The sequence below is a fragment of the Segatella copri genome (assembly GCF_015074785.1).
Lineage (GTDB): Bacteria > Bacteroidota > Bacteroidia > Bacteroidales > Bacteroidaceae > Prevotella.
Genome location: NZ_CP042464.1, coordinates 1,959,969 through 1,977,417 on the forward strand (window position 1 = coordinate 1,959,969; position 17,449 = coordinate 1,977,417).

The 17,449-nt window shown below is 44.1% G+C and carries 19 protein-coding genes; 16 read left to right on the forward strand and 3 right to left on the reverse strand.

Annotation, left to right across the window (positions count from 1 at the left end):
• Window positions 1-28 precede the first annotated feature (28 nt).
• From FO447_RS08515 to FO447_RS08540, 7 genes are all read left to right on the forward strand, one after another.
• Window positions 29-283: an HU family DNA-binding protein gene (locus FO447_RS08515; RefSeq protein WP_200756047.1), complete on the forward strand. Its 255-nt coding sequence runs from the start codon at window positions 29-31 to the stop codon at window positions 281-283.
• Between the two features lie 93 nt (window positions 284-376).
• Window positions 377-631: a hypothetical protein gene (locus tag FO447_RS08520; RefSeq protein WP_200756048.1), complete on the forward strand. Its 255-nt coding sequence runs from the start codon at window positions 377-379 to the stop codon at window positions 629-631.
• Window positions 632-673: 42 nt separating this feature from the next.
• On the forward strand, window positions 674-1,780 hold the full coding sequence (locus FO447_RS08525) for an RNA-binding domain-containing protein (RefSeq protein WP_200756049.1): 1,107 nt from the start codon (window positions 674-676) through the stop codon (window positions 1,778-1,780).
• A gap of 243 nt (window positions 1,781-2,023) precedes the next feature.
• Entirely contained in the window at window positions 2,024-2,155 is a 132-nt protein-coding gene (locus tag FO447_RS16210) for a hypothetical protein (protein ID WP_254954980.1), read from the forward strand.
• Window positions 2,156-2,344: 189 nt separating this feature from the next.
• Window positions 2,345-2,491, forward strand: a complete 147-nt coding sequence (locus FO447_RS08530; RefSeq protein ID WP_117693818.1) for an ATP-binding protein — start codon at window positions 2,345-2,347, stop codon at window positions 2,489-2,491.
• Window positions 2,492-2,585: 94 nt separating this feature from the next.
• On the forward strand, window positions 2,586-3,194 hold the full coding sequence (locus FO447_RS08535; RefSeq protein WP_147346976.1) for a hypothetical protein: 609 nt from the start codon (window positions 2,586-2,588) through the stop codon (window positions 3,192-3,194).
• A 141-nt stretch (window positions 3,195-3,335) separates the two neighbouring features.
• The gene (locus FO447_RS08540) at window positions 3,336-3,656 is read left to right on the forward strand and encodes an outer membrane beta-barrel protein (RefSeq protein WP_118154102.1); all 321 of its coding nucleotides are present in this window, start codon (window positions 3,336-3,338) and stop codon (window positions 3,654-3,656) included.
• Between the two features lie 11 nt (window positions 3,657-3,667).
• On the opposite strand, the gene pepI is transcribed toward FO447_RS08540, so the two are convergent.
• The gene (gene pepI, locus FO447_RS08545; RefSeq protein WP_118154104.1) at window positions 3,668-4,549 is read right to left on the reverse strand and encodes a proline iminopeptidase; all 882 of its coding nucleotides are present in this window, start codon (window positions 4,547-4,549) and stop codon (window positions 3,668-3,670) included.
• 170 nt (window positions 4,550-4,719) lie between these two features.
• On the opposite strand from pepI, the gene FO447_RS08550 reads away from it, so the two are divergent.
• The 4 genes from FO447_RS08550 (at window position 4,720) to FO447_RS08565 (ending at window position 9,237) form a co-directional block, all read left to right on the forward strand.
• Window positions 4,720-5,322, forward strand: coding sequence for a riboflavin synthase (locus tag FO447_RS08550; RefSeq protein WP_200756050.1), 603 nt, complete (start codon window positions 4,720-4,722; stop codon window positions 5,320-5,322).
• A gap of 270 nt (window positions 5,323-5,592) precedes the next feature.
• Window positions 5,593-6,462, forward strand: coding sequence for an electron transfer flavoprotein subunit beta/FixA family protein (locus tag FO447_RS08555; RefSeq protein ID WP_006847063.1), 870 nt, complete (start codon window positions 5,593-5,595; stop codon window positions 6,460-6,462).
• 13 nt (window positions 6,463-6,475) lie between these two features.
• On the forward strand, window positions 6,476-7,498 hold the full coding sequence (locus FO447_RS08560) for an electron transfer flavoprotein subunit alpha/FixB family protein (protein WP_006847062.1): 1,023 nt from the start codon (window positions 6,476-6,478) through the stop codon (window positions 7,496-7,498).
• A 35-nt stretch (window positions 7,499-7,533) separates the two neighbouring features.
• Window positions 7,534-9,237 carry an acyl-CoA dehydrogenase family protein gene (locus tag FO447_RS08565; RefSeq protein WP_200756051.1) on the forward strand — a complete coding sequence of 568 codons (1,704 nt, stop codon included), beginning with the start codon at window positions 7,534-7,536 and terminating at the stop codon, window positions 9,235-9,237.
• A 62-nt stretch (window positions 9,238-9,299) separates the two neighbouring features.
• Here FO447_RS08565 and FO447_RS08570 read toward each other — a convergent pair whose 3' ends face one another.
• A complete protein-coding gene (locus FO447_RS08570) occupies window positions 9,300-11,258 on the reverse strand; it encodes an ATP-binding protein (RefSeq protein WP_200756052.1) in 1,959 nt (652 codons plus the stop codon).
• Window positions 11,259-11,434: 176 nt separating this feature from the next.
• Here FO447_RS08570 and FO447_RS08575 point away from each other — a divergent pair, with 176 nt between their 5' ends.
• The 3 genes from FO447_RS08575 (at window position 11,435) to FO447_RS08585 (ending at window position 13,717) form a co-directional block, all read left to right on the forward strand.
• Window positions 11,435-12,037, forward strand: coding sequence for a hypothetical protein (locus FO447_RS08575; RefSeq protein ID WP_147346975.1), 603 nt, complete (start codon window positions 11,435-11,437; stop codon window positions 12,035-12,037).
• 227 nt (window positions 12,038-12,264) lie between these two features.
• The gene (locus FO447_RS08580) at window positions 12,265-12,954 is read left to right on the forward strand and encodes a DUF4476 domain-containing protein (protein ID WP_118140110.1); all 690 of its coding nucleotides are present in this window, start codon (window positions 12,265-12,267) and stop codon (window positions 12,952-12,954) included.
• A gap of 37 nt (window positions 12,955-12,991) precedes the next feature.
• Window positions 12,992-13,717 (forward strand): class I SAM-dependent methyltransferase, encoded by a 726-nt coding sequence (locus FO447_RS08585; RefSeq protein ID WP_119227247.1) that lies wholly within the window; start codon window positions 12,992-12,994, stop codon window positions 13,715-13,717.
• Between the two features lie 59 nt (window positions 13,718-13,776).
• Here the strand turns inward: FO447_RS08585 and FO447_RS08590 are convergent, their stop codons facing one another.
• The gene (locus FO447_RS08590) at window positions 13,777-14,430 is read right to left on the reverse strand and encodes an MgtC/SapB family protein (protein WP_119227246.1); all 654 of its coding nucleotides are present in this window, start codon (window positions 14,428-14,430) and stop codon (window positions 13,777-13,779) included.
• A 186-nt stretch (window positions 14,431-14,616) separates the two neighbouring features.
• Here FO447_RS08590 and FO447_RS08595 point away from each other — a divergent pair, with 186 nt between their 5' ends.
• Window positions 14,617-15,537, forward strand: coding sequence for a thioredoxin-like domain-containing protein (locus FO447_RS08595; RefSeq protein ID WP_200756053.1), 921 nt, complete (start codon window positions 14,617-14,619; stop codon window positions 15,535-15,537).
• A 147-nt stretch (window positions 15,538-15,684) separates the two neighbouring features.
• Window positions 15,685-17,382, forward strand: coding sequence for an energy-dependent translational throttle protein EttA (gene ettA, locus FO447_RS08600; protein ID WP_006847047.1), 1,698 nt, complete (start codon window positions 15,685-15,687; stop codon window positions 17,380-17,382).
• Window positions 17,383-17,449: the final 67 nt, after the last annotated feature.

Sequence of the window (17,449 nt, forward strand, 5' to 3'; positions counted from 1 at the left end):
AACAACGAACCATCAAACAACAAGAAATATGGAACTGAAATACGACATTTACATGCTCAACAATGCCCAGGGCACAGGAGAGAAGCGCCAATACGTTCGTATCGTGCAACATGAACCTATGACCGAGAAGCAACTGCAAGAGAAAATCCAGAACCGCTGCTCACTCACCAAGGGAGATGTGGCTGCGGTGTTGGCAGAGCTTCACGACCTTATGGTGGAAGAATTCTCCCTGGGACACCGCTTTTACATCCCAGAGATAGGCTACTTTCTCCATGTCGGCTAGCCTAGAGATGCCTGAAGAAAATCCCGACAAGAAGATTACGGGCAAGGAAGTACGCATCACTGGCATCAACTTCCGTCCAGAGGCTAAAAACTGATGGAGGAGGTACAGCGCAACGTCCATTTCGTCCGCTCTCGCTATTCCAACCAATCCACAAAATACTCTGAGGAAAAGCTATTGGCGAAAATCAAGGAGTACCTCCAGGAGAATCGTTACATCACAACTCGCATCATGCGCATCCACTTCGGCTTGACTCCATACATGGCTCAGAAGTGGCTCAACCATTTCTGCGAGAAAGGCATCATGGAGAAGGAAGGCACCCAGCATGCTCCTATCTATTTCTTGAAGTGAAGGGAGGAAGAAAATCTATATTTCAATTTAATCATCATTATTATGACAAAGGAAGAGCTGATAGACAGAATCAACGACATCGAATGGGAGGACTTCGAGGCCAAGGAAGCCAAGAGCGAACTACCCAAGAATATATGGGAGACCGTAAGTGCATTCGCCAACACTTCTGGCGGATGGATAGTGCTTGGAGTGAAGCAGAATGGCAAGAAGTTTGAAATCTTCGGAGTTGACAATGCAGAGAAGTTGGAACAAGACTTCCTGGGCACCTTGCGCTCCCAAAAGTTCAATGAAGCTGTTGATGCAAAGAGCATGCTTTATCATATAGATGGACACAGGTTTTTCTGGATGGATTTGGTGGAGATTCCAGGCAGAAGCGTGAGAGAAGCCCGAACACGCTATACCTATCGCATTCCTGAGCAAGAGAACCTTTGGGAGTATTTTCAGATTATGAATAGGAGACTGCGCCTCATCGTGGATACTCCATTCATGATGAACGACGAGGGCTTCAATGTGGAAGATCGCTCGCAATTCAAGATTCTGAGAGAGGCATTGGTCAATATGCTCTCTCACTTCGACCCTTTCAGCACCATTCACTCCTGCATCAATATCTACACCGACAGAGTCGAGTTCTTCAATGCAGGTGGCTATCCTGTGCCTATATCCCAACTGGGCAACCATCTCTATTCTAATCCTCGCAACCCGATTATCGCCAAGATATTCAGACTCGTAAATCTATCAGAAACTATCGGTTATGGTTTCGACATGATGAATGAGTGGAAAGAAATCACAGGCAATGACGTAACTTTCGAGAGTGATATTTGTACCAGCACTGTCACTTTTTGGCTGGATAGTGACAGAGCTACTAACAGAGCTACTAACAGAGCTACTAACAGAGCTGAAGGTGATAATACATATACAGATGCAACAGACAAAGTTGTATCCATCCTTAAGTTCTGCAAAGAACCAAAATACAGAAAGGAAATATACGATTTAATTGGTGTTACGTATCAACAATGGAACTTCAAGGCATTCATCGAACCTTTGCTACTTCATGATTATCTGGAACTTACGGTACCAGATAAGCCGACAAGTCCTAAGCAACAATACAGAACGACCAAAAAGGGTTTGTTGTTCTTGGAGACAATATAAAACAATACGACTCTGTCGCTTTTTTAGTACTGAACGACAGAGTCAACGATATAGTCAACGACAGAGTCAGACATTTCAAGCTCTGTTACTTTTCGTAAAATCGTAACAGAGCTAGTAACAGAGCTATAGTAACTATGTCGGTAACCATGTTGGTAACTATGTCACAAAAAAGAATAAAAATAAAGTTCATCTCTTCGAGAAAGATTCTTCACTACTTTGGGATGCAGTGATAAACGTAGATCCATGGAAATTCAGAATCATGCTACAGGTATGCCAAGGACAATTACGATGAAGGCATCAAGACTGGCAGCAAGCGAGAATTTGGGTATGAGTGGAATGCCGATGACATGCAAAAGCATCAAGAAAAAATGCTAATTTTCATTATGAAGCCAACACTATAGAAGTTACAAAAGCAACAACAATTCTGCAAAAAGTGCCGATACTGATGCCAAAAGTGCTTAAAAAATCGACTTTTGGCACCACTATCGGCACTTTTCTATGTTTTTCTGCTTATTTTTCGATATTTTATAGTATCTTTGCCCCATCATCAAAACGACAAAAGATATGCAGCAAAATATAATCGGAAGAAAGCGAGAAATCAACTTGTTGGAGAATTGCATCAACTCCAATAAGTCTGAGTTTGTCGCCATCTATGGCAGAAGAAGAATTGGAAAGACCCATCTTGTAAAGCAACTATTGGGCAAATCATAAATATAAACTAACTAAGCCCCTTTTTAAAGTGGGTTCAGTAATTCTAATATATCTGCTTATGTTAATATTTCTCCCAAAAGACAAAATAGACATTATGCAAAGAATGATTATCACTCTTTGCATAATGTCTATTCCTTTTTTCCAATCGTTTTCTAAAAGGTATTCAAAGACAAAGTTAAAGATAGATATTCCTTCTGAGAATATTCATTTTAGAATGCAAGTATATAAAGGCAAAAACTATTTCATTTTACCGAAAGTAGCTTTAAACTCTTTAAATAAATATATGGATAATGAAAGAATTTGGCAATGGCAGAAAACATATATTATTGGCAAATCAAATGTAATATTAGACAGTTTAAAAGTTGGAGACATCGTTGGAGATATATGTACTGGTTTTTATAAAATTCGTAAGAAAACTTCTTTTAGATTATTATATTTTATTCCGCCACAAAAAATAGGAAGTGTCATATTACCTTATATGTATAATGAAAAAGCAAATAGACTTTATGTTAAAAATATTAGTGATTATATAACTACACCGGATACAAAATACCTCTATTCTATAGATGATAATCACCTTATATGGATAGAAAATACACCATCTTATGAAAAAATACCGAATGAAGTATGTCGTTTGCAGATATATAATCATCCACCTCTAAGCGTAGAGAGAGAATTAAAGGAAGAATATTTTAAGAAATAAGAGTTCTAATGGCTTAAAACACAACTAAATAACTTTGCTTGAAAGGGAAAAATAAAATAAAATTCGAGAGTGTAAACTAAACTGTGTCAAACTACAATAAATGTAGTTTGACACAGTTTTTTAATTATGGACAACTTATAAATCGTTTACTTTAATAAAGAGTTTAAATGGAACAGCCGTGGAAACAAGGAGAACATGCAGCTCAGTTCTTCCTCTAGCCTCAATGCCAAGCTTTACAAGGCTTTCTGCAAGAATCGTTTCTCGGTTACGCTTGAAGCTAACGACATCTTCAACAAAAGCAATCGTGACATACGATTCTACAATAAGGATGTTACGTTTTGGCAAAGCAGCACTAGCGATATCCGTTCCTTGCTCTTGACATTCCAGTATAACTTCAATACGTCAAGAAGTCGATACAAGGGTCAAGGTGCTGGTAATGAGGAATTGAATCGCTTCAAATAATTCTAAAGAGCCTAATCTTTCTCCTCCAACCATTCTTCCAGCACCTGGCAATACTCATCGTTTTGCTCGGCGAAAGGCATATGTCTTGCCCCTACGAAGAGATGCCACTTGGAATCTTGGATACCATCATAGAGGGTCTTTGCCACCAATGGAGTACAGAGGTCATTGGTGCCACTCATCACCAAGCAAGGCACTTGAATCTCGCCAAGGCGGTCGGTGTAATCATAATCACGGAGCGTACCTGTAGGAGTGTATTCGTTTGGTCCCCAACCATGGAGATAAGCCTCAGCACCAGCACGCTTCTTCCGGCGAAGACACTCTGGACTATCCTCCGTCACCTCACTGGCACAATGCAAGAGCATGAAGTGCTCATTCGCCTTGGCATACGCCTCGCTCGAAAAGTCATCCTTCGCCTCAGCCTCGGCAATGGCACGCTGGTCTTCCTCCGACATAAACTTAATCATACGATGTTGCTCACTTGCCCACAGTTTGCTGCTCGAAAGGGTGCTGCTGAGGATGGCTGACTTCACGCCCTTTGCTTGCTTCTCTATCAGATAGATGATGGCGAGCATGCCACCCCACGACTGTCCTAAGAGATGAAAATGGTCGATGTGGAGATAGTCGATGAGTGAACAAAGTTCGTTGAGCCATGTCTCAGGAGTCCAGAGTTCGGGATGTCCCTCTACAAAAGAATTGCCACAACCCAACTGGTCGTACATGATGACGGCACGCCCTGTCTCCGCTACTCTATCCAAGAGCTCAAAATAGTTGTGGGTACTGCCTGGTCCACCATGCAAGAGGATGATAGGGCTCTTGCCCTCCTCTGTTTTACCTACGATACGATAATATGTTTGATAGCCCATGAAGGGCATATATCCTTCCTTGATTTTCATTGTCTTCAAATGTTTATATATTATAATGTGCAAAAATATAAAAAATATGGCAATTAAACAAATATATCTTGCTTATTTTATCAAAAGAACTTAAATAATTTGGCTGTTTTTAGCTAATGCAATATCTTTGCAAACTGAAATAATCATGAAACCAAATAAAAATAGAATATATGTTTAGTGGAATCGTAGAAGAAATGGCTACCGTCGTAGCTATCAGACATGATAAGGAGAACATCGACTTTACGTTGAAGTGCTCTTTCGTTGATGAACTCGGCATCGACCAGAGCGTGGCTCATAATGGTGTGTGCCTCACCGTGGTGGAAATCAAGGACGGTACCTATACTGTTACCGCCATGAAGGAAACCCTGGACCGCAGTAATCTGGGACTGCTCAAGGTAGGCGACAAGGTGAACGTAGAGCGTTCTATGGTGATGAACGGCCGTCTGGATGGTCATATCGTACAGGGACACGTGGACGAGACTGCCAAATGTATCGCAATGAAAGACGCTGATGGCTCTACTTATTTTACTTTCGAATATGAGCTCAATAAGGAAATGGCAAGAAAAGGCTATTTCACGGTCGACAAGGGCAGCGTTACCGTTAACGGTGTTTCGCTCACCGTCTGTGATCCTAGAGACAACACATTTACCGTTGCTATTATTCCTTATACCAGAGAGAATACCAACTTCTGCGACATCGAAGTGGGAACGGTAGTGAATATCGAATTCGACATTCTGGGCAAATATATCGCTCGACTCAAGAGCTTTGAATAAGCCAGCAAAGTTAAGTACGGACGTTCTTAAAAACTTGCACATTTCTTGCGTTTTGCGCACAAAGCAAGACTAAATGTGCATTTTTTTAATAAAATATTTGCGTAAGCCATAAAAAAGTGTTACTTTTGCCCCGTGTTTTGTCCCAAATTGAACATTGGACAGTAACTTATTAGACGATAGCAAGTCTGACAATCGCACTAGACGACGTACAACTTGAGTACTGAGCACTAACAAACTTAGGAAATTATAACAATAACCATTTTTAAAAATATGAGTTTAAAAATCGTAGTACTTGCCAAGCAAGTACCTGACACAAGAAATGTGGGTAAGGATGCGATGACCGCCGAAGGCACAGTAAATCGCGCTGCCCTTCCTGCAATCTTCAATCCTGAAGATTTGAACGCATTGGAGCAGGCTCTCCGATTGAAAGAGCAGAATCCAGGTTCTACAGTTGGAATTTTGACCATGGGTCCTCCACGTGCTGGAGAAATCATCCGCCAGGGTCTTTATCGTGGTGCTGATACGGGTTGGTTGCTTACCGACCGTCTCTTTGCCGGTGCTGATACATTGGCTACTTCCTATGCCCTTGCTACTGGTATCCAGAAGATTGGTGACGTTGACATCGTGATCGGTGGTCGCCAGGCTATCGATGGTGATACTGCCCAGGTAGGTCCGCAGGTGGCTCAGAAGTTGGGATTGAACCAGGTAACCTACGCAGAGGAAATCCTCAAGGTAGAGGATGGCAAGGCTACTATACGCCGCCTCATTGATGGTGGTGTGGAGACTGTTGAGGCTCCATTGCCATTGGTTATCACTGTAAACGGAAGTGCTGCTCCATGTCGCCCATGCAACGTGAAGCTCGTAATGAAATATAAATACGCTACCTGCCCTATGGAGCGCAAGGGTGATGAGCCTTGGGCCAACCTCTATGAAGAGCGCCCTTACCTCACTCTGAACCAGTGGAGCGTTGCCGATGTAGATGGCGACCCTGCACAGTGCGGTCTGAGCGGTTCACCTACCAAGGTGAAGGCCGTGAAGAACATCGTGTTCCAGGCTAAGGAAAGCAAGACCTTGACCAGCAGCGATGAAGACATCGACGGATTGATGAAGGAATTGTTGAACGAAAGTATTATCGGATAATTTTGAAAAGACAATGAACAACGTATTTGTATATTGCGAGGTAGAAGGCACAACCGTTGCCGAAGTATCTCAGGAATTGCTCACCAAGGGTCGTAAGCTCGCTAACCAGCAGGGCGTGGAGCTCCATGCCATCGTGGCTGGTACCGGCATCAAGGGTCAGGTAGAGGATCAGATTCTCCCTTATGGTGTAGATAAATTATTTGTTTTCGATGCTGAGGGATTGTTCCCATATACTTCAGCTCCTCATACAGACATTCTCGTCAACCTCTTCAAGGAGGAGAAGCCTCAGATTGCACTGATGGGTGCTACCGTTATCGGTCGCGACCTCGGTCCTCGTGTTTCTTCTTCATTGACCAGCGGTCTTACCGCCGACTGTACAGAGCTTGAAATCGGTGATTATGACGACAAGAAGAGCGGCAAGCACTACGAGGGTCTGCTCTATCAGATTCGTCCTGCCTTCGGTGGTAACATCGTGGCTACTATCGTAAACCCAGACCACCGTCCACAGATGGCTACAGTCCGCTCTGGCGTGATGCAGAAGAGCATCTACGAGGGTGAGTGCAAGAAGGAAGTAGTTTACCCTGAGGTAAGCAAGTATGTTCCTGCTGAGGACTTCGTAGTAAAGGTACTCGACCACCACGTAGAGGCTGCCAAGCACAACCTGAAGGGTTCTGCCATCGTTGTAGCCGGTGGTTATGGTGTAGGAAGCAAGGAAGGTTTCGACCAGCTCTTCGAGTTGGCTCATCTCCTCCATGGCGAGGTAGGTGCTTCCCGTGCTGCAGTAGATGCAGGCTGGGTAGATCACGACCGTCAGATTGGTCAGACTGGTGTTACCGTTCATCCTAAGGTATATATCGCTTGCGGAATCTCTGGTCAGATTCAGCACATCGCCGGTATGCAGGATTCAGGCATCATCATCTCTGTAAACAACGATCCTGATGCTCCAATCAACAAGATTGCCGACTACGTTATCAACGGCAATGTTGAGGATGTGGTTCCTAAGCTCATCAAGTACTACAAGCAGAATTCTAAGTAATCTGCATTACACATTATTTAAATAAGAAAAGCAAAATGGCTAATTATTATACAGACCATCCTGAGATAGAGTTCCACTTGAATCATCCGCTTATGAAGCGTGTTGTGGACTTGAAGGAAAGAAATTATGTAGAAAAAGACCAGTTTGAAGATGCTCCAGTAAACTACGAGGATGCCATCGAGAACTACAAGCGATTGCTGGATATTACCGGCGATGTAGCTGCTAACATCATCGAACCAAACTCTGAGGATGTTGACCTCGAAGGTCCACACTTGGAGAATGGTCGCATGATCTATGCCAGCAAGACATTCGAGAACCTCGATGCTACCCGCAAGGCTGGCCTCTGGGGCTTGTCAATGCCTCGCCGTTACGGCGGTTTGAACCTGCCTAACGCCATCTTCTCTATGGCTTCTGAAATCATTGCTGCTGCCGATGCCGGTTTCCAGAACATCTGGTCGCTCCAGAGCTGTATCGATACACTCTATGAGTTCGGTTCTGAGGAGCAGCGCCAGAAGTACATCCCTCGCATCTGCGCTGGCGAGACCATGAGTATGGACTTGACTGAGCCTGATGCAGGTTCTGACTTGCAGCGCGTAATGTTGAAGGCTACACAGGATGAGGACGGCACATGGCGTCTGAACGGTGTGAAGCGTTTCATCACCAATGGTGACTCAGACATCCACTTGGTTCTGGCTCGTTCTGAGGAAGGCACCAAGGATGGTCGTGGTCTTTCTATGTTCATCTACGACAAGCGTGATGGTGGCGTAACAGTCCGTCACATCGAGCACAAGTTGGGTATCCACGGTTCTCCTACCTGCGAGTTGGTTTACAAGAATGCCAAGGCAGAGCTTTGCGGTAACACCCGTCTCGGTTTGATCAAGTACGTGATGGCTCTGATGAACGGTGCCCGTCTGGGTATTGCAGCTCAGAGTGTAGGTGTAGAGCAGGAGGCTTACAATGAGGGCTTGGCTTATGCCAAGGAGCGTGCTCAGTTTGGTGAGAAGATCATCAACTTCCCAGCTGTATACGACATGCTTTCAAGAATGAAGGCTAAGTTGGATGCAGGCCGTTCACTCCTTTACTGCTGCGCTCGCTACGTAGATATCTACAAGGCTTTGGAAGACATCGCCCGCGACACTAAGCTCACTCCAGAGGAGCGTCAGGAGATGAAGAAATACACCCGCTTGGCTGATGCATTTACTCCATTGGCAAAGGGTATGAACTCAGAGTATGCTAACCAGAATGCATACGATGCCATCAGCATCCACGGTGGTTCTGGTTTCATCATGGAGTACAAGTGCCAGCGCCTGTTCCGTGACGCCCGCATCTTCTCTATCTACGAGGGTACTACTCAGCTTCAGGTTGTTGCAGCCATCCGCTACATCACCAACGGCACTTATCTCAGCATCATCAAGGAGATGTTGGAGAACGAGGTTTCAGATGATTTAAAGCCATTGAAGGAGCGCGTGGCTAAGCTCGTAGATCTTTACGAGGCTGCCATCAACAAGGTGAAGGAGGCTAACGATCAGGCAGTTCACGACTTCCTGGCTCGCCGTCTCTACAATATGACTGGCGACATCGTAATGTCTCTCCTCATCCTCGATGATGCTACCAAGGCACCAGAGATGTTCCAGAAGAGTGCCAACGTATATGTTCGCATGGCAGAGGAGGAAGTTCTCGGTCATTCAGCATATATCCAGAACTTCAAGGCAGAAGACTTGGAGAGTTTCAAGGCATAAGCTTCAATAACAATATAATAAAAAAGTCCGTGGGAAAACAAATTACCACGGACTTTTTTATTTTATTTTTTCTTCTTTGTTTTACTTCGAGTCATTGAAGGATCTGCTATATACTTTTGCTGTGGATGATTAATCATCTCCGGAATCCAATAGAAGAGCTGATTGTTTTCCAACAGAACCTTAATATTCTTATTTTTGAATGACTTTGAATTTCTATGTAGCAATACAGAAAGGTCATCCATACTTAAAGGAACAATAGAACACATATCAACCACCAGCTTATTAAGAACATCTTTAGGAACCCTTTTCCCAACCTCATCAATTCTCTTTTTTATATGATCAGGCAACAGAAGCAACAATTCTTCCCGATTTACACCTTGGTACCTTTCTTCAAAGGTACCAACCTCACCTTGGTACCTTTCTTCAAAAGCTTGGTACCTTTCGTTCTCACCTTGGTACCTTTCGCCTAATATACCATGCTGAGGTAGTAACCTTTCGTCCTGAGGTGGTAACCTTTCGCCTAAAGATACCACCTTGGAGGTTCTTATATAATAAGTGTTACGACCTTGCCCTTTTTTCTCTAGGAATCCAAGATCACAGAGTTTATGAATCTCCAAGCGTGCACGGGCATGAGTGATCGAAGAATCCAGCTGGCGATAAGTAGCATTATCTATCGCACCCACTTCTCTCACGAAGACTAGAGCCAACTTCTGCTCATTCACCAAACCAAACTCGGCATATTGAGCCAACCACTCCATATTCTCCTTGCTGAGGAAATGATGGAGCAGAAGTCTTGCCGTAAACTTATTCGCTTCATGGTTCGACTCAAAAGTCGGCGGCATCAAACCAGCCTCCTTCATCAATCTGCGCATCGCACCAATACCAGTACCCTTAGTCTCTGCAAGATTCGTATCATGGAAAATCTCGCTGATTCTTGGATTACGAAGCATAGAGCCTGGCTCTCCCCAATCATCCTGAGGTTTCAGAGAATAGCCTGGATTATGAATCTCAATACGATTGGAATAGCGGATAATCTGAATCGGCTGGTTCACACGATTCGAACGATGAATATACGAATTGACAATCGCCTCACGCAATACCTTGTTTGGAAGAATCGCTGGTGTAGATGCCTGCATGGAATCTTTCTTCAGTTCAAAGCCTTTTGGCAGGTCATCCATCACAGCACTACATGCCTTGTTTACCATGAGGATTAATGGTCCGCGCATATCAATAGTTTGCTCAAAGCGATTATCGCCATCAGCTAACCATTGATTGCCAGAAATTCTAATGTAATCAACTCTGAAAGAAGGAACCAAACGACGAAGCGACATTTGTTTTCCAAAAACCAAGAGCCCCGTATAAGTCAAATCATATCCACCTTGCTTATTCTTCTTAATAGCTCCTAATGCCCTCAACAAATCTACATCATTCAGCGTCAGTTCTTCCGCATCAGGATTCACTTCCTTGCGAAGTTTACGATAGAAATTGAGTGCATTCTCATCTATATCATCAAGATCTGCATCATCTACAATACAACTATCATAGGTATCAGCAGATTGATAGAAAAGATACATATCCTCTTCTGAGCATTTTTCATCAGAAGGACCAATACGACGAAACGCCCCCTCAGGCAAACCACGCTTGGCAAAATACGCTGGTTTCTGACTCTCAGGTAACTCTTCTATTTTGACAACAATAACGGTCTTACCCAAATATTCCTCCACATTAATAATCGGGCGAATACGGACATTGAACATCGAATTGCACATAGCGACAAAATCAGATTGAATCTTGTCTGTATACTCTATATTCTCAGGCTCATAAATAGGTCTGCCATCTTCAGCTATTCCGGTACGCTTGGCACCTAAAAGCAGATAGCCACCGCACAGACCAGGCTCGTTGGCAAAAGCACAAACCGTTTCCATCATGCTCTTGCCAACAGCCGATGCCGACTTGGCCTCTATTCTTCTATTTTCATCAAAGCTATTTAGCTCTGCAAATAATTCCTTCGCTGTTCTCATTTTCTTAATTATATTTAGGTAAGGAGACGTCATTTGTCATCCTCTTTGCCTATTCGGCGGTAAAGTTAATCAAAAAATTACAAACTTACAAACAAAAGATGGATTTTTTCGCTTTATCCCTCTCATTTTCAGATATAATTAGTATCTTTGTGGCGTTTTAATTGGAGGACAAAGATATGAGTTTAAAATTAATTGATAGGGAGGAGAAGAAAGGACTTGCCAAACTATGGGAAGACATAGATATCTGGTGGTATTGCCATGTAACAGACAAATACCGCTCTGTATGTTGCTGGTTCAGAATATGCTGTAACAAAAGACGTTGGAAGCTCGTAAAACAAGCAGCCTTCCATACATATCCATTCTCTTATGAATATTTTTATGATTTGCAGAAAACATACATGGAAGAGTTAATAGCACATTATAAACATGGATATTTCGCTACAGCAGAAACTTACGAGCCAATAGTACGTTGGATAAAAATGGCGGTCAAACTCCATGATATTATGCTTGACAATAATGTTGATCTTTTCGACTATGAAGGAGAGATGGAGTTTGTGCCAATAGATGATGGAAAGTTCTATAAAATGAAAGACGACAATGTGAAGTACCATTGCTTGGTAAAGGTAAATATGAGAAACCTTGACCGCTATCTGAAATTATCACATAACCAAAAAGCTAAAGATTGGTATATAGAGCATCCTCATGAACTATACCAGTTGAAAGCATGGTACTTATACCATAAGTTACTTGCCTACTATGCACAATCTTGGTGGGACTAAGACCATTTTTTCGAAGTATAGAACAGTCATACGACCAATGGATATATAGCTATACAACTAAAGGGTGTATTGTCGTACAACCAAAGAATGTTGCCACTAGGCTCTGCAAATCGGGAATAGGGATTTCCCCTTTATACTTTAGGGAATCCTTCTCTTTTTATTTCAAAAGAAAGCTGTACTTTTGCAACCATAAAACAATATAATAACTTATAAAAACAGTATCGCTTATGAAAAGAAATGAAGTAATGGCGCTTATCGCCACAACCATATTGATGTTTGCCGTATGCCTCTCGGCTTCGGCTAAAGGAAAAAGAAACGTGGAGCGGGGAATGACCAAGCAGGAAGTAATAGCCATTCTTGGAAAACCTAAGCTCACCAGTTTCGACATGTATGGGGACAAATGGGAATATGACAAATATAATTATCTGTCTGGAGATTCCAAGTACATCACGGTCTTCTTCGACAGAAACGGAAAGGTTGTGCAGTACGATACAAAAATCATAGAACTAAACAGCCAAACATCGAATGTACAGCAGCCACACCCAACTCCACCCCTCTACGATGGAAGATGTGATCCTGATGGCAGAATGGATTACGGCTATTGTCTCGATGATGCTTCCTTCTCTAAACTATATAATAAGGTGAAGAAGGCAAGCTTTGATGACAACAAGTTCGATCTGATAGAAGTGGCTAGCCTCGGCTGTTACTATTCCTGCGCCCAAGCCGTCAGCATGATGAATATATTCACTTTTGGTGACAGCAAGATGAAAGCCCTCAGACTGATGGCTCCTCATATCATAGATTTGCAGAATGCCACTATCATCTATCAGCAATTCAGTTTTGAAAGCGAAAAGCAAAAGGTAGGAGAAATATTAAGAAGCAGCAGAATATCTCCTCAAAACTTGCATATTCAATGAAAAAACATTAATTTTGCACTCAATAATTGCAAAATAAATGAATACAAAGATATTATCAAAAGACAAAGACCCGATGGGTGCCGCTATCCTTGATTATCAGAAATCGGGAAGAGCAGGAAGATTACGTGTGCTCTCTTCTATGTTCGAAGAGGACGAAATGCCGGTGAAACATCTCTTCAGAAAAGTTGAGGAGATGCCGATGCTGGAGCAGAAGGCCTTGCAACTCACAAAAGGGCGTGTACTGGATATCGGAGCCGGCAGCGGCTGCCATACGCTCGCCTTGCAGGAGAAGGGCTTGGAGGTAAAAGCCATTGATATTTCTCCTCTGAGCTGCGAAGCGATGGAACTGAGAGGAGTAAAGGATGCGGAATGCATCAATCTTTTCGATGAACATCTGGAAACAGGGTTCGATACCATCCTCCTCCTGATGAACGGAACGGGTATCGCCGGAAAGATAGAACATCTCCCTACCCTCTTCAACCGTCTCAAGGCTTTGCTCAACAAGGGCGGACAGATTCTTATCGATTCCTCCGACCTCAAATATATCTACGAGAATGAAGACGGAAGTTTCGACATCAATCTGAATGGTGCCTACTATGGTGAAGTGGATTATCAGATGATTTACAAAGACATTAAGGGAGACTGTTTCGACTGGCTCTACGTAGATTTCCCATTGCTCAAATCCATCGCCGAAACCTGCGGCTTGCAGGGCGAACTCGTGGCTGAAGGAGAACACTACGACTATCTGGCTAGGATTTTCTAAGCATATAAAGATAAAAAGGAGTTAAGATGATGGTCTTAACTCCTTTTTATCTTTTCTTTCTATTTAATCGTCGAAATCGTGACGTCCGAGAAATCATTCATATAATCCAGAATCTCCAGCGTATGGAAACCCCGTTTGGCTTTTATTTCAATGCTCGCCTCCACAAATTCTTCCTTAGAAAATCTCCGTTCTTTCAGTTCGTAAGAATGAACTTCCATGCCTTTCTGTTTGATTTTACTGATGAATTCCTTCACGCTGTCCCTTGATGGAGCAGAGAAATTCAGTTCGATGGTAGAGGTTCCCAACTGCGGAATCCAGTAGTTCAATACTTCCAGTCCCAGTAGCACCATCGCCGTAGTAATAATTGCAGCCACATACATTCCCGTACCGCACGCCAGACCGATGGCTGCCGTCACCCACAAGCCTGCAGCAGTAGTCAATCCTCTCACCACGTTCTTTTGAAAGATAATCGTTCCTGCGCCCAGGAATCCAATACCCGAAACCACCTGCGCAGCTACACGGGAAGAATCCTTTAAGTCAAATCCGAATCCATACTGGGAAACAACACAGAAAAGCGCACTTCCCAATGCCACGAGGAAGTGAGTACGGAAACCAGCCTCCTTGGCACGATATTCTCGCTCTATTCCTATCGCACCTCCCAAAAGCAGGGCGAGAGACAGGCGAATGGTCAGGTCAATATAAGTTGCATCCATATTATTCCTTTCTTTTATAGTTTGCTTGCAAAGATAATATAATTCGAAGACTATACAAAATAAAACTATCTTTTTTATTACGAAAACATCATTTTTCTTTGGTTATTTAAGAAAAAAAGCGTATCTTTGCCACAAATGATATTCGTATCAATATACATGATTCACCTTTTTTAAACGACAAAAGATATGAAGATAACATTATTTTTGCTCTTGGCAACAGCTGTTGTCGGCAGAGCACAAACAACCACAGAGTTGCTACCAGTTGGCACTGAAGCACCTGACTTCCAAATCACCAATGACAAGACAGGCGAGAAAATATTCCGTCTGTCCGATTGGAAGACCAAGACCGATGCAGACGGCAAGGTGGTACCAGGCGTATGGACCGTACTCGACTTCTGGGCTTCATGGTGTCCAGACTGTCGCAAGGACATGCCAAAGGTAAAAGAAATATCAAAAAAATATCTCACGAAGATACAGCTCGTCGGGATTTCATTCGATACCGACAAGGAAAAGATGAACAAATATCTCAGCAGCAACCACTACGATCAGTGGATGCAATACTGCGAGGGAAAGAAATGGAAGGAAACTCAGATTTCCAAGGATTACCACATCTCATGGATTCCAACCTCCTATCTCATCGACCCTGAGGGAAAAGTATACTTCTCTACCGTCAAGGCCGAGGAAATGATGCAGAAACTGGACTCGCTCAACAATTTAGGTAAGCTAACAGCCTTTATAGAGATGCCCCACTACCCTGGTGGAGAGGCGGTCTTGATGAAGCAACTATCCGTCAATACCAAGTTTCCAAAGTTGTGCCAAAAGTATAAAGCCGCAGCCAAAGTAAAAGTGGAATTTATCGTCGAGAAAGATGGAAACGTCTCTGATGTCGGAATACAAAGTTATCAGGTGTTAGACAACCCTAACGGCAAAGATTTCAACAAGCTGTCAGGAGCTGAGCAAACCCAAGTCCGCTCACAAATTCGCACTCTCTTCGAACAGGAAGGCATCCGTGTTGTGAGCACATTGGGGAAATGGACACCCGGCAAAATAAGGGGCGAGGCTACACGCGTACACTATACCGTTCCCATTGTATTCAGACTACATTAGAATGGGTTGACAAGTTTCAAGACACGTGGTATGACCAAACAGGAAGTCATCGACATTCTTGGCGACCCCAAGACCAAAAGTTTCGATGAATATGGAGACAAATAGAAATTCTATAAATTCACAAATACACATTATTTAATAATATATATGGCAACAGTTGACGACAAGAAGATTATCTTCTCAATGGTGGGCGTATCTAAGATTATCCCACAAAACCAGAAACAGATTCTGAAGAACATCTACCTATCGTTCTTCTACGGAGCAAAAATCGGCATCATCGGTTTGAACGGTGCCGGTAAATCTACGTTGATGAAAATCATCGCAGGACTTGAGCAACCTACCCAAGGTGAGGTGGTTTGGAGCCCAGGCTACTCTGTGGGCTACTTGCCTCAGGATCCTCCGCTCGACGAGAACAAGACCGTGAAGGAAAACGTGATGGAGGGTGTGCAGAAAATCTATGATGCACTCGCAGAATACGAGGACATCAACAATAAGTTCGGTCTCGAAGAATATTACGGAGACCCTGATAAGATGGACAAGCTGATGCAGCGTCAGGCTGAGGTGCAGGATATCATTGATGCTACCGATGCCTGGAACATCGACTCCAAGCTGGAGCGTGCGATGGCTGCCCTACACTGTCCTCCTGGCGATTGGCCTGTTACCAATCTCTCGGGTGGTGAGCGCCGCCGTGTGGCTCTCTGCCGCCTGCTCCTGCAGAAGCCGGACGTACTCCTGCTCGATGAGCCTACCAACCACCTGGATGCTGAGAGCATCGACTGGCTGGAGCAACACCTGCAGCAGTATGAGGGTACCGTAATCGCCGTAACCCACGACCGCTACTTCCTCGACGACGTGAGCGAGTGGATTCTGGAATTGGACCGTGGTGAGGGTATTCCATGGAAGGGCAACTACTCTTCTTGGCTCGACCAGAAGACCAAGCGAATGATTCAGGAGGAGAAGACTGCCTCTAAGCGTCGCAAGACATTGGAGCGCGAGTTGGAATGGGTTCGTATGGCGCCTAAGGCCCGTCAGGCTAAGGGTAAGGCTCGTCTGAACTCTTACGAGCAGATGCTCAACCAGGAGCAGAAGGAGCGCGAGGAGAAACTGGAAATCTTCATCCCTAATGGTCCTCGTCTGGGCAACAAGGTGATCGAGGCTCAGCACGTTAAGAAGGCGTTCGGCGAGAAGGTTCTCTTCAACGACCTCAACTTCATGCTTCCTCCTAACGGCATCGTAGGTGTGATTGGTCCTAACGGAGCCGGCAAGACTACCCTCTTCCGCCTCATCATGGGATTGGATCAGGCAGACGGCGGAACATTCGAGGTGGGTGAAACCGTGAAGCTGGCTTATGTTGACCAGCAGCACAAGGACATCGACCCACAAAAGACTGTTTACGAGGTGATTTCCCAGGGCAACGAAACCTTGCGTCTGGGTGGCAGAGATGTGAATGCACGTGCTTACATCAGCCGCTTCAACTTCTCGGGCACCGACCAGAGCAAGCTCTGCAGCGTACTTTCTGGTGGTGAGCGCAACCGCCTGCAGTTGGCATTGGCATTGAAGCAGGAAGGCAACGTATTGCTCCTCGATGAGCCAACCAACGATATCGACGTGAACACGCTGCGTGCCTTGGAGGAAGGTTTAGAGGCGTTTGCCGGTTGTGCGGTGGTAATCAGCCACGACCGCTGGTTCCTCGACCGAATCTGTACCCACATCCTTGCCTTCGAGGGCAATGGTGAGGTCTTCTTCTTTGAGGGCAGCTATTCGGAGTATGAAATCAACAAGGCGCGCCGTCTTGGAGATACAGAGATCAAGAAGGGTCGCTACCGCAAGTTGATGGAGGAATAAAGATTCGAAAAAGATAAAGAAGAACTCGGTTCTGAAACAATAAAAAACAAAAGAAAAGGTGTGTCTT